Origin of the sequence: Krasilnikovia sp. MM14-A1259 (assembly GCF_047159535.1) — a bacterium.
In the GTDB taxonomy this organism is placed as follows: Bacteria; Actinomycetota; Actinomycetes; order Mycobacteriales; family Micromonosporaceae; genus Actinoplanes.
Genome location: NZ_BAAGAJ010000002.1, coordinates 2,541,322 through 2,554,510, shown reverse-complemented (window position 1 = coordinate 2,554,510; position 13,189 = coordinate 2,541,322). Strand labels below are relative to the sequence as shown.

Genomic DNA, 13,189 nt, shown 5'->3' with positions numbered 1-13,189 from the left:
CGGCGGCCGGGTATGGCCGAGACTGGCGCAATGGCCGTGATGCGCTGTGACTTCTTCTCCGACGTGCTGGAGCTCGGCACCTCGATGACCGTGCTGCTGCCGCAGACCGCCAGCACCCAGATCGGCCTCGCGGGCCGCGCCGGCGACGAGGCGCCGCCCGTGCTGTATCTGCTGCACGGGCTCAGCGACGACGACACCGCCTGGACCCGGTACACCTCGATCGAACGGTACGCGGCCGCCCGCGGCCTCGCGGTCGTCATGCCGCAGGTGCACCGCAGTTTCTACACCGACGAGGCGTACGGCCTGAAGTTCTGGACGTTCCTGTCGGAGGAGCTGCCCGCGGTCGTGTCGGGGTTCTTCCGGGTGTCCACGCGCCGCGAGGACACGTTCGTCGCGGGGCTGTCGATGGGCGGGTACGGGGCACTGAAGTGGGCGTTGCGCCGGCCGGACCGGTTCGCCGCCGCGGCCAGCCTCTCCGGTGCCCTCGACCTGGCGCACATGTACCAGTGGGATCAGCGGCCGCACATGCGCGAGCTGGTGACCCGGGTCTTCGCCGACCGGCCGGTCGCGGGCACGGACGACGATCTGCTGCACCTGGTGGCCACCGCGGATCCGTCCCGGCTGCCGCGGCTGATGCTGCGGTGCGGTGCCGAGGACCATCTGGTGGCGCAGAACGAGCGGTTCGTGGCCGCCTGCGCCGAGCACGGCGTGCCGCTGGACGCGGAGTTCGGGCCGGGCGCGCACGAGTGGCCGTACTGGGACGCGCAGATTCAGGCCGTCCTGGACTGGCTGCCGCGCTGAGGCTACTGCAGGCGGTTCGCCATCAGTGCCTGTTCCTCCAGCACCTCGTTGATCCGGACCTGCACCGCGTCCATCTGCCCGATCGTCTCGCTCGTGGTCAGGATGCCCGAGGAGACCGTCTTCGCGCTGTGCTGGATGCCGGTGACCTGCTCGGCGACCCGCTGGGTCGCCTCGGCGGTCTCCCGGGCCAGGTCCTTGACCTCGCCCGCGACCACCGCGAACCCGCGGCCCACCTCGCCGGCGCGGGCTGCCTCGATCGTGGCGTTGAGGGCGAGCAGGTTCGTCTGATCCGCGATCGAGGAAATGATCTTGATGACGTCACCGATCGCCGCGGACGCGTGTCCCAGCGCCTCGACCTCCTGCGTCATCGCGGACGCGCGGGCCACCGCCTCCTCCGCCACCCGGGTCGCGTCGTCGCTGGCGGCGCGCAGCCGCGACACCGTGTCGAGCAGCGCCCCGGCGTTGTCCGCCGCATGCTCGGTGCCGCGCACGATGTCGAGCCGCTGGGAGACCAACTGCTCCACGTTGCGCAGTGCCGACGCGCGTGACTCGGTGAGCTCAATGGACTCGGTGGTGAAGAAGTCCATCGTGCCGATGATCCGGCCGTGGCGGTGGATCGGCAGGCAGACCCCGGAGCGGACCCCGGCCCGCTGGGCGGCCGGTGCCCGTACGCAGTCCGTCAGGTCGGCCAGGTCACGGACGAACACCAGGTCGTCGGTACGCCACGCCCGGCCGGACAGGCCGACCCCCTCGGCGAACGTGGCCGCGAGCGTGACCTTGCGGAACTCCTCGCCGGCCGAGCCGGACTCGAACCGGAACCGCAGCACGTTGTCGGTCTCGTCGATCTCCCAGTACGAGCCGTACGCCCAGCCGAACGCGGTGCGTACGCCCTCGAGCGCGGTACGCAATGCCGTGGTCGAGTCGTGCACGTCGCCCATGGCGCTGACCACGCCGGTCACCGCGAGCCGGTCGCTGACCACCTGACGCAGCTCCGCTTGGGCCAGCGCGGCGCGGCGGGACTGCTCGGCGATGCGCGCGATGGCCGACCACTTCTCCGTACGTGGGCCGTCGACGTGGAGCAGTTCGGGGGAGTAGTACTCCAGTACCGCGATGGCCTCGTTGTTGTGCAGCACCGGGGTGACCACCGCGGACTTCATGCCCACGCGCGCGGCGGCCTGGCAGCGCAGGCAGTCGACGTACCGTTCGAGGTCGTCGACGTAGTGCGGCTGACGCGTCTTGTGTGCCCGCCCGACCAGCCCGGCGTCCGCCGGCATGGCGTGGGCGGCGATCGCGGCCTGCAGGTCGGCGGCGATGGCACCCTTCTCGTACTCCAGGGTGACCGTGCCGCGGCCGTCGGACAGCCAGACGGCGCCGTACCCGAAGTCCTGGGCCTCGACCGTGCTGTCGACCGTGATCCGCCACGTCGACGCCTCGTCCGTGGCCTGTTCGAGATCGATGATGAGCTTTTCGAGGTTTTCGACGTCGCGAGGGATGCGCAGCGGCTGCCCCTGCCCGGCCGTTGAGGACCGAAATACGCTCACGGCCACTCCTGTGGGGTGGTTGTCCGGTGATGGTCCCCATCATCCGGCAGCGCCCGCCCTGTTGGTGCGGCTTTGCGGCAGCCCGGTGCTATTCGCCGTCGCGGGACTGCTCGGCGAGGAAGCGCTCCAGCTCGGCGCCCAGCTCCTCGGCGGTGGGCAGCGGCTGGCCCGAGTCGGCCAGCAGGTTACCGGCGCGACCCCGCAGGAACGCGTCGTACTGCTGTTCCAACGCGGCGACCAGGCGGCCGGCCTGCTCGTCCTCGCCGACCTGCTTGTCGATCTCCTCACGGACCAGCGCGGACGCCTCCCGGAGCTGCCCGGTCGGCAGCGCCAGCCCGGTGCTGGCCGACACGGAGTCGAGCAGCAGCTCCGCGGCCGCGGGGTAGGTGGTCTGCGCCAGGTAGTGCGGGACGTGCGCGGCATACCCCATGGCGTCGTGCCCGGCCTCACCGAGGCGGAACTCCAGCAGGTTGCCGACGCTGGCCGGGACCTGCACCCGCTGCAGCCACGACTCGTGGTCGCCGAGCAGGCGCTGATCCGTGGCATGCGCGGTGATCCCGACCGGCCGGGTGTGCGGCACGGCCATCGGGATGGCGTTGAGCCCCACCGTGACCCGGACCCCGAGACGCTCGACGAGCTGGGTCACCGCGGCGATGAAGCGTTCCCACTGCAGGTCCGGCTCCGGGCCGGCGAGCAGCAGGAACGGGGTGCCCAGCCGGTCGTGCAGCAGGTGCAGGGCCAGGCTGGGCTGCTCGTAGCTCTCCCAGTGATCCTCTACGAAGATCATCGTGGGGCGCCGCGAGCGGTAGTCGAGCAGCTGGTCCAGGTCGAACGTGGCGACCACGCGGCCGTCGAGCTGCTCCAGCAGGTGTTCGCGGGTGAGCTGGATCGCACTGCCCGCGTCGACGAACCCGGTCAGCGCCTGGACCAGCACGGGACCGTCCAGGGCGGGCAGGTCATCGACCAACTCGTAGAGACCCTGTGGGTCGAGCACGCTGCAGACCTCCTCATGACCCGCCGCGCGGCGGACATGGGCAGGAACGTTGCCGCCCCCGCGTTCATTCCTGCCGCCCCGGCGGTGACAGGATCGCGTTCCGATCCTGCCGTACGGGCGCCCGCCCCGCCCGGGCGGGCACCCGCGGCGTGGGTCACACCTTGAACTGCTCCACGAGAACGTGCAGGTCACCGGCGAGCCGGGACAGCTCCGTGGCCGTACGGTTGGCCTCGCCGGCCCCGGTCGTGGTGCTCTGCGCGTCCCCGGCTACCCCGGTGATCGTCTCGGTGATGTGCGCCGCACCGGTCGCGGCCCCGGCCACGTTGCGCCCGATCTCGCTGGTCGTGGCGGTCTGCTCCTCCACCGCCGACGCGATCGTGTTCGAGTACGCGTTGATCCGCTCGATCACCTCGGCGATCTCCTCGATGGCGGTGACCGCGGCCCCCGTATCGGTCTGGATCGCCTGGATCCGGCTGGAGATCTCCTCGGTCGCCTTGGCGGTCTCCTGTGCCAGGTCCTTGACCTCGGACGCCACCACCGCGAACCCCTTGCCGGCCTCGCCTGCGCGGGCCGCCTCGATCGTCGCGTTCAGCGCCAGCAGGTTCGTCTGCTCCGCGATCGACGTGATCACCTTGACGATGTCGCCCACCTCGGCGGAGGACACCCCCAGCTTGGCCATCGTGGTGTTGGCCGCCTTCGCCACCTCGACCGCGTCGCGGGCGATGCCCGCCGCGTCGGTGGCGCTGCCCGCGATCTCCCGGATCGAGGCGGTCATCTCCTCGGCGGCCACGGCGACCGTGTCCACGTTGGTGGAGACCTCCACGGCCGCGGATGACACCTGCTCGGCGCGGGAGCTGGTCAGCTCGGCGTTGGCCGCCATCTGCGCGCTGACCGCCGCCATCTGCTGCGCCGAACTGGCCAGCGTCTGACTGCTCTCACCGATCTGACCGATCGTCGAGCGCAGCGTCTGGGTGGCCTTGTCGAGTTCGAGACCCATCCGGCCCACCTCGTCGAGGCTGTCCACATCGGCGGTCCGGGTCAGGTCGCCGTTCGCGAGCGCGCGGATCACCTCCGACAGGAGGCGCACGCGGGTGGCGAGGCCGCGCGCCACCAGCAGCCCGAAGAACGCGGCCAGCGTCAGGCCGACCACCAGCACCACGACCGTCACGGTCCGCGCGGAGGCGTACCGGGACCGGGCGTTGGCGGCGTCCACGCTCGCCTGGGCGCTCTCCGCGGCGATGAGGTCGGTCAGGTAGGCGCTCGCGGTGGCCGCGGCCGGGGCGAGGACGTTGTCACCGATCTGCTCCACGTCGGGCGCCGCGAGACGCCGGCTCGCGGGCACGAACTGCTTGTCCCGTACGGTGCGGTACTCCTGCCAGGCGGCCACGAGCCGGTCGAGGTAGCGGGGATTCACCGCGACTTCCCGGTACGCGGCGACATCCTTCTCGAACGCCGCGTCGTCCTTCTTGATCTCCTGCTCGTACCGGGTCTTGGCCGAGGGAGAGGAGGTGAGCCCGTGGTTGAACACCGCGGTCCGAGTGGCACTGATGTCCACCGCGATCTGCTCGAGCTGCTGGGTCGGCACGACACTGCCGGTGTACAGGCCGTTGGCCGTCCGGCTCAGCCCGGCCATCTGCAGGATGGCGAACGCGCCGACCCCCGCACCGACGATCGACAGCACGACGACGATCAGCAGGATCTTGGTGTACATGGGCAGGTTGCGGATCCAGCGGGCCGCGGCGCCATAAACGTTCACGGATTTCAGTGCAGGGGTGTTCAAGCGTCGACCCTTCAGGAAACAACAGACAATTCCGTCGTTTCTGATCGGTCGCCGGAGTCGTCGGCTGAGGCTTCAGCCGGCGATCCGCATCACGCGGATGATCAGCCGGTCAGCGCCTGGGCGTTACGCCCGGCCACCAGGCGCTCACCGAGCTGCTGGGCCGACAACGGCCGGGAGAAGTGGTAACCCTGGGCGAAGCGGTACCCAAGCCGGTGCAGGGTGTCCGCCTGCTCGGCGGTCTCCACGCCCTCGGCGATCGCCTGCAGGTGCAGGCCGTTCGTGATCTGGATCATCGCGGTGGCGATGACCGCCTCCTCGGAGCGCCCGCCGATGCCGTCCACGAACGACTTGTCCACCTTGAGCGTGTCGGCCGGGCACGTACGCAGCAGGCCGAGCGAGGAGTGGCCCGTACCGAAGTCGTCGAGCGCGACCTTCACGCCGAGCGTCACGAGCATCTGCAACGCGTCGAGCGCCACACCGCCGTCGAAGACCGCGGTCTCGGTGACCTCGACGACCAGCCGCTCCGGGTCGAAGCCGGTCTCGGCCAGCGCGTCGCGGACCGTCTCGGCGTAGCCGGGCTCGCGCAGCTGCCGCGCGGACACGTTGACGCCGATCTCGTGCGGCGCGTCGTCGCCGAACTGCTCGATCCAGGCCATCGCCTGGCGCAGCGCGGTACGCAGGATCCAGTCGCCCAACGGCACGATCAGGCCGGTGCGCTCCGCGATCGGGATGAACTTGTCCGGGCCGACGAACCCGCGGTCGGGATGCGTCCAGCGCACCAGCGTCTCCACGCCGGTCCACTTGCCGTCAGGCAGCCGCACGATCGGCTGGTACACCAGGGAGAACTCGCCGCGGTCCAGGGCCTGCCGCAGCTCGGCACCGAGCTGCGCGTCGGCGGCCTGGTGCTGCTCCAGCTCGGCGTCGTAGACGGCGTGGCGGCCCTTGCCGCGCTCCTTGGCGGCGTACATGGCCAGGTCGGCGCGGCGCAGCAACTCCTGCGGGCTGGCGTCGGGCCACGCCTCGGCCAGGCCGACACTGGCGCGGACCAGCAGGTCGTAACCGAGCGCGTGCACCGGGCGGCTCAAGGCCTCGGTGATGCGTGCCAGCACCTCGGTGGCCTCGTCGCCGCGCAACCCGTGCAGCAGCAGGCCGAACTCGTCGCCACCGAGGCGGGCGACCACGTCGTCCACCCGTACGCAATCGCGCAGGCGCTGGGCCACCACCACGAGCATCGCGTCGCCGACCGCGTGCCCCAGCCGGTCGTTGATCGCCTTGAAGTCGTCCAGGTCGATGAGCGCCAGGCTCAGCGTGGTCTCCGCGGCGCCCGCGGTGGCCACCGCGGTCAGCGCGTCCCGGGTGTGCTGTTCGAACAGTGCGCGGTTGGCCAGGTCGGTGAGACCGTCGTGGGTGGCCCGGTGGGTGAGCTGACTCTGGAACTGGTTGAGCTGCACCAGGTTGGCGTCGAGCCGGCGCACCAGGCGGCCGTTCTCGCGCAGCGCGTTGACCTGACGAAGCACCACCAGGGCGGTGAGGCAGACCGCGGCCAGCGCGACCACGAGCGCGCCGTCACCGGCCTTGTTGCTGATCACCAGCAGCAGGCCGTCGGTGGCGGCGACCGCCAGGTACGGCAGTGCGCTGAACCGGCGCCGGGGCCGCTCGACCGGCGGCATCCCCGCGGCACGGCGCTGCCGGTCGGCGGCGAACGCCAGGAACAGCAGCGTGGCGGGGGTGAACATCTGCGAGCCGCGCAGGCCCGCAGGCAGGTCGATGAACAACGGGAACAGACCCGCGCCGAACGCGCCCACCGCGGTCGCGACGGCCAGCAGGCGGACCGTGACCCGGTCGAGGCCGCCCAGGTCGCTCATGGCCAGCTTGCCGACCGCGGCGACGCCGACGAGGCCTAGCGTGGCCAGCACGATGACCGGCAGGGCGTCCTGGCCGGCCAGAGAGGCGCTGACCGCGTGCCGGGTGAGGTACCAGGCGAACAGGCCCACCGTGACCGTGACGGTGAGGGCGTCCACCGAGAACCGCAGCAGCCGCTCCTTGCGCTCGTGCCGGACCACCGGCAGGCCCAGCATCGACCAGAGCAGGACGCCCATCGCCAGGCAGTACAGGAGGGCGGTGGGCAGGTCGTGCTGAGCGCCGGATCCGTGCGGGTGGGCCGCGGTGTGCCGGATGTCGCCCAGGGCGCCGAGGCCGATCAGCGTGGCCACGAGCATCTGCAGGCGCCAGAAACGGCGGCAGACAGTGTCCAGTTTCGGCTCGGTGGCGGTGCGCCAGCAGGCCACGGCGGCAGCCGCCGCGGCGGCCGCGGACGGCACCCAGTTCCAGAACAGGGGAGTCCACGACCCGGCGAGGTTGCCCAGGAACAGCACGACGCCGACCACGACCACGGCGACGGCCGTGACCAGCGCGGGGGTCGGCCGCAGCCGCTCCACCTGCCGTCCACCGACCGTCATACCTGTCACCTTCCGGATCGTGCTCGCGGGCACCGCGGTGCCCCTCCGGCGTGGCTTATCGGTCGCCGGACCAATGGTCTGAGCAGAACGGCCCTGGGGGAGCCGTCGGCACTGGTCAACGCGATGATCGGAGGGCGGTACGGTGCACGTGCATCTGCACGGCACAATGGTCGGGAGATCCCGTTCCAAATCCCCTGGGAGCGATCCGGTGAGCGACCGCACGCAGGCACTGCCCGAATCGAGCACCCCACCGGCCGACGGGCCGCCCGGCACGCTGTGGGCCAGGATGAAAACCGACCCGGAGTACGCCCCCGAGCACCTCGCGCTGGAGGCCGTCCGCCGGCTCGGCCCGCAGGCCCGCGCGTGGGCGGCGCAGACCCGGGCGGAACGGCCGGACCTCGACCCGGACGCGCTCGCCCACCTCGCCACCCGCCGGTTCACCTACCAGGCCCGGCTCTCCGGCGCGATCTCCGGCGCGGTCGGGCTGCCCGGGACGGTCGTCGACGTCGGCGTACTGGCCTGGACGCAGGCCCGGATGGTGCTGCACCTCGCCGCGGCGTACGGCCTCGACCCGACCCATCCCGCCCGGGCCACCGAGCTGCTCGTGCTGCAGCGGGTGCACCGGGTCGCCGAGTCGGCCCGCCTGGCGCTCGGCGTGGCGGCGGGCCGCGAACGGGCCAGCCGGATCTTCGAGGGCATGGCGGGGCGGCCACTGGCCGGCGTGATGCTGCGGCTGGGCGCAAAACTGGCCCAGATGGCCGGGGTCAAGGCCACCAAGCGGTTCTTCGTCAAGCTGGTCCCCGGGGCCGGCCTGATCCTGGGCACGTGGGCGAACGCGGCCGCCACCAAGCACCTCGCGCAACGCGCCCGCGACATGTACCGGCCAGGGCACTAATGTCACCGGCGCCGCATCCGATCTGAACCGGGTAACACTCCGATTCGGCGGGAGGCGCCGTGCGACCCAGGTACTGGGCGGTGCTGCCGGTGGCGCTTGCGCTGCTCACCGGCTGCAACAGCGTGTCCAGCCTGCTGTCGCCGACCGCGGGCACGCCGTCCACCAGTCCTCCGTCCGGTGGCCCCGGTTGGATCCGGGTCGCCCAGGGCAGCCCCACGCCGATGCCGGCACCGAGCTACCGCGCCCCGTCGCCCAGTCCCGCGCCGACCGGATTCCTGCCGCGGCCCAGCACGACCCCCGGGCCGACCGTGGGCCCGACCTGCGAGCCGAAGACCTACAACTTCTCCCGCATCGACGCGCTCGACGTCACCACCGGGACCACCAGTGCCGTGGCGACCTGGTACAACATCGGCGGATACAACCTGGTCGAGTTCCGGCTCACCGCGATCAGCCAGGATCTGGTCGTCGGCTCGCAGCACAACTACGGCTTCGTCACGATCAAACCGGCCGCGCCGTGCGGCATGATGACCGGCCGGATCACCGGCCTGAAACCCAAGACCGGGTACGTGTTCTCGGTCGACGCGGTGGTCCTGCGGCGCAGCGGCGACGGCACCCACGCGGCTACGGTCTACCGCTCGCACGTCTTCCGCACCAAGTAGCACCCGCCCGCCGAGCGCTGCGCGGTCCCGGTCGACCGGGTCTCTAAGCTTCCCGGCATGGAGACGATCGTCGACACGGTCGTACTGGTGACGATCAGCGTGCTCGGCGCGGCGCTGGCCCGGCGGTTCGGGCTGATCGCGCCGCTGGTACTGCTGGTGGCCGGGCTGTGCCTGTCGTTCCTGCCCGGCATTCCCGCGGTGCACCTGGAACCCGAACTGGTGCTGCTCGGCATCCTGCCGCCCCTGCTGTACGTGGCGGCGTTGCGTACCTCGGTGCCCGCGTTCACCGATGCGCTGCGGCCGATCCTGCTGCTGGCCGTCGGCCTGGTCGTGGTGAGTGCGTTCGCGGTCGGTGGCGTGCTGCACCTGCTGCTGCCCGAGGTGCCGTTCGCGGCGTGCCTGGCGCTGGGCGCGGTGGTCGCCCCGCCGGACGCGGTCTCGGCCACCGCGGTCGCCCGCCGGGTCGGCCTGCCCCGGCGGGTGGTCACCATCCTGGACGGCGAAAGCCTGCTCAACGACGCCACCGCGCTGGTGTTGCTGCGGATCTCGGTGGGTGCGCTGCTCGGCACCGCCGCCGGATTCTGGGAGATCGCCGGCCAGGTTGTCCTCAAGGCGGGCGGGGGCCTGCTGCTCGGCCTGGGCGCCGCGGTGGCGGCGGCGTGGCTGCACCGCCGCATCGAGGACCCGCTGCTGGACGACGCGTTGTCCGTGCTGACCCCGTTCGTGGTGGTGATCGTGGCCGAGACGCTGCGTACCTCCAGCGTGGTCGCGGTGGTGGTGGCCGGGCTCTACCTGGGACACCGGATCCCGTACCTGCTGTCGGCGACCTCCCGGCTGCAGATGGAGGCGGTGTGGCGGCTGCTGACGTTCCTGCTCGAAGGCGTCGTGTTCCTGCTGGTCGGGCTGCAACTGCGGGGCCTGGTCGCCCGCCTGGAAACACCCCCGGCCACCACGGCCGCGGTGACCGGCGCGGTGTTCGCGACGGTCGTGCTCGTCCGGTACGCGTGGATGTACCCGGCCACGTACCTGGCGCGGCTGGTCCCGCGGGTGCGGTCGCGCCGGGAGCTGCCGCCGCCCGCGGTCCCGGCGGTGATCGCCTGGGCCGGGATGCGCGGGGTCGTCACGCTGGCGGCGGCGCTGACCCTGACCGAGTACGAGAACCTGCCCGGCGACCTGTTCGTCTTCGTGGCGTTCGCGGTGATCGTGCTGACCCTGCTCGTCCAGGGCACCACGCTGCCGTGGCTGTCGCGGCGCCTCGGGGTGGTGGAGGACACCAGCGCGCAGGACGCCCTGGCCGAGGCGGGGGTGCAGCACGCGGCCAGCCGGGCGGCGCTGGCCGCGCTGGAGGAACACGCGGACGGCGCCCCGCCCGCGGTGGTGCAGCGGCTGCGGGCATTGACCGACAGCCGGGCCAACGTGGCGTGGGAGCGGCTGGGCAACCAGGCCCAGGAGACACCGTCGGCAGCGTACGGTCGGTTACGGCGCGAGATGATCGCGGCGGAGCGGCACGTCTTCAAGGTGGCCCGCAACGAGGGCCGCATCCCCGAGGAGGTGCTGACCCGTGCGCAGCGTGAGCTCGACCTGGAGGAGTCCCAGTTGACCCGGAGTGACGATTGACCTGCCAGCATCTCGCGGAGGCCGGGGAGCCCGCCCCGCGCACGCAGTACGACGACGGCTGCCCGCAGTGCGTCGCGGACGGCTTCACCGACTGGGTTCACCTGCGGGAATGCCTGAGCTGCGGGGTGGTGGCATGCTGCGACTCCTCCCCGCGGAGGCACATGTCCGCCCACCACGAGCAGACCGGCCACCCGGTGATGCGCTCGTACGAACCGGGTGAGACGTGGCGGTGGTGCTTCGAGGACGAGCTGCTCGGGTGACGCTGCGCGCTGCCGTGGCGGCCCGGACGCCCCTGTGCCAATGTGGAGCCGCCAGACGTTGGGAGACAACATGCAGGTGTGGCCGGGCCACCGGTATCCGCTGGGCGCGACCTACGACGGGACGGGCACGAACTTCGCGATCTTCTCCGAGGTCGCCGAGGCCGTGGAGCTGTGCCTGTTCGACCCGTCCGGCAACGAGCGCAAGGTGCAGCTGCACGAGCAGGACGCGTTCGTCTGGCACGCCTACCTGCCGGGCATCGAGCCGGGCCAGCGCTACGGCTACCGGGTGTACGGCCCGTACGACCCGGCGCGCGGGCTGCGGTGCAACCCGCACAAGCTGCTGCTGGACCCGTACGCGCGGGCGGTCGACTCGGACATCGACTGGCACCCGTCGCTGTACGCGTACGACTTCGACAGCCCGGACCAGATGTCGGATCTCGACTCGGCGCCGCACATGGCCAAAGGTGTCGTGGTCAACCCGTACTTCGACTGGGGCAACGACCGGCGGCCGAACATCCCGTACCACCACTCGGTGATCTACGAGACCCACGTCAAGGGGCTCACCCAGCGCCACCCGGAGGTGCCGCGGGACCTGCGCGGCACGTACGCGGCGCTGGGCCACCCGGCGATCATCGAGCACCTCAAGGGGCTCGGCGTCACCGCGGTGGAACTGATGCCGGTGCACCAGTTCGTGCACGACAACCGGCTGGTCGACCTGGGCCTGCGCAACTACTGGGGCTACAACACGCTCGGTTTCTTCGCGCCGTACCACGGGTACTCGGCGATGGGGGCGCTGGGCCAGCAGACCCAGGAGTTCCGGGGCATGGTGAAGGCGCTGCACGCCGCCGGGATGGAGGTGATCCTCGACGTGGTGTACAACCACACCGCCGAGGGCAACCATCTCGGGCCGACGATGAGCCTCAAGGGCATCGACAATCGCACGTACTACCGGCTGGTCGACGACCAGCCGGTTTTCTACATGGACTACACCGGCACGGGCAACAGCCTCAACGTGCGCAGCCCGCAGAGCCTGCAGCTCATCATGGACTCGCTGCGGTACTGGGTGACCGAGATGCACGTCGATGGGTTCCGCTTCGACCTCGCCTCCACGCTGGCCCGCGAGTTCTACGACGTCGACCGGCTGTCCACGTTCTTCGAGGTGGTGCAGCAGGACCCGGTGGTCGGCCAGGTGAAGCTCATCGCCGAGCCGTGGGACGTCGGCCCGGGCGGCTACCAGGTCGGCAACTTCCCGCCGAACTGGACGGAGTGGAACGGCAAGTACCGCGACACGGTCCGTGACTTCTGGCGCGGCGAGCCGGCCACGCTGGCCGAATTCGCCAGCCGGATCACCGGCTCGGCCGACCTGTACCAGGACGACGGGCGCAAACCGTTCCACTCGATCAACTTCGTCACCGCGCACGACGGCTTCACGCTCACCGACCTGGTGTCGTACAACGACAAGCACAACGACGCCAACGGGGAGGAGAACCGCGACGGGGAGAGCCACAACCGGTCCTGGAACTGCGGGGTGGAAGGCCCCACCGACGACCGGTCGGTGCTGGAGCTGCGGGCCCGTCAGCGGCGCAACTTCCTGGCGACGCTGATGCTCAGCCAGGGCGTACCGATGATCGCGCACGGCGACGAGCTGGGCCGTACCCAGCAGGGCAACAACAACGCGTACTGCCAGGACAACAAACTGGCCTGGGTCGACTGGGACGACGCCGACGAGCAACTGCTGGAGTTCACCCGCAAGCTGACCGCGTTCCGCCACCGGCACCAGGTGTTCCGGCGCCGGCGCTTCTTCACCGGCTTGCCGGTCACCGCCCGCGGCGGCGGCGACCCGCTGCAGGACCTCGCCTGGTTCACCCCGGACGGCCGCGAGATGACCGGCGACGACTGGGGCAACGACTTCGGCCGGGCGGTGGCCCTGTTCGTCAACGGCGAGGGCATCCGCGAGCGCGGCCAGTACGGCCAGCGCCATGTGGACTCGTCGTTCCTGCTGTTCTTCAACGCGCACGACGCACCGATCGAGTTCTCCACACCGCCCATCGACTACGGCGAAAAGTGGGAGGTCGTCATCGACACCGCCGCACCGTCCCCGCACCGGCCCCCGATCGTCGAAGCCGGCACCAAGATCCTCGTACCGGACCGGTCTCTGATGGTGCTGGACCGGACGGTGTGAG

The 13,189-nt window shown here is 71.1% G+C and carries 10 protein-coding genes; 6 read left to right on the top strand and 4 right to left on the bottom strand.

Annotated features, from left to right (window positions below):
• The first annotated feature begins 30 nt into the window (after window positions 1-30).
• On the top strand, window positions 31-801 hold the full coding sequence (locus tag ACMCNK_RS11245; RefSeq protein WP_412736335.1) for an alpha/beta hydrolase: 771 nt from the start codon (window positions 31-33) through the stop codon (window positions 799-801).
• A 2-nt stretch (window positions 802-803) separates the two neighbouring features.
• On the opposite strand, the gene ACMCNK_RS11240 is transcribed toward ACMCNK_RS11245, so the two are convergent.
• From ACMCNK_RS11240 to ACMCNK_RS11225, 4 genes are all read right to left on the bottom strand, one after another.
• A complete protein-coding gene (locus tag ACMCNK_RS11240; RefSeq protein ID WP_412736334.1) occupies window positions 804-2,342 on the bottom strand; it encodes a GAF domain-containing protein in 1,539 nt (512 codons plus the stop codon).
• An 88-nt stretch (window positions 2,343-2,430) separates the two neighbouring features.
• Complete coding sequence (locus tag ACMCNK_RS11235) at window positions 2,431-3,336, bottom strand: proteasome assembly chaperone family protein (RefSeq protein WP_412736333.1); 906 nt, start codon at window positions 3,334-3,336, stop codon at window positions 2,431-2,433.
• A 154-nt stretch (window positions 3,337-3,490) separates the two neighbouring features.
• Window positions 3,491-5,092, bottom strand: coding sequence for a methyl-accepting chemotaxis protein (locus ACMCNK_RS11230; RefSeq protein WP_412736332.1), 1,602 nt, complete (start codon window positions 5,090-5,092; stop codon window positions 3,491-3,493).
• A 125-nt stretch (window positions 5,093-5,217) separates the two neighbouring features.
• Window positions 5,218-7,575, bottom strand: a complete 2,358-nt coding sequence (locus ACMCNK_RS11225; RefSeq protein WP_412736331.1) for a putative bifunctional diguanylate cyclase/phosphodiesterase — start codon at window positions 7,573-7,575, stop codon at window positions 5,218-5,220.
• Between the two features lie 166 nt (window positions 7,576-7,741).
• Here ACMCNK_RS11225 and ACMCNK_RS11220 point away from each other — a divergent pair, with 166 nt between their 5' ends.
• From ACMCNK_RS11220 to glgX, 5 genes are all read left to right on the top strand, one after another.
• Entirely contained in the window at window positions 7,742-8,470 is a 729-nt protein-coding gene (locus ACMCNK_RS11220; RefSeq protein WP_412736330.1) for an EcsC family protein, read from the top strand.
• A gap of 59 nt (window positions 8,471-8,529) precedes the next feature.
• The gene (locus tag ACMCNK_RS11215) at window positions 8,530-9,129 is read left to right on the top strand and encodes a hypothetical protein (protein WP_412736329.1); all 600 of its coding nucleotides are present in this window, start codon (window positions 8,530-8,532) and stop codon (window positions 9,127-9,129) included.
• 57 nt (window positions 9,130-9,186) lie between these two features.
• Window positions 9,187-10,746 (top strand): Na+/H+ antiporter, encoded by a 1,560-nt coding sequence (locus tag ACMCNK_RS11210; protein ID WP_412736328.1) that lies wholly within the window; start codon window positions 9,187-9,189, stop codon window positions 10,744-10,746.
• Window positions 10,743-11,006 carry a UBP-type zinc finger domain-containing protein gene (locus ACMCNK_RS11205; RefSeq protein ID WP_412736327.1) on the top strand — a complete coding sequence of 88 codons (264 nt, stop codon included), beginning with the start codon at window positions 10,743-10,745 and terminating at the stop codon, window positions 11,004-11,006. Before ACMCNK_RS11210 ends, ACMCNK_RS11205 begins: the two co-directional genes overlap by 4 nt.
• Before the next feature lie 70 nt (window positions 11,007-11,076).
• A complete protein-coding gene (glgX, locus tag ACMCNK_RS11200; protein ID WP_412736326.1) occupies window positions 11,077-13,188 on the top strand; it encodes a glycogen debranching protein GlgX in 2,112 nt (703 codons plus the stop codon).
• Window position 13,189: the final 1 nt, after the last annotated feature.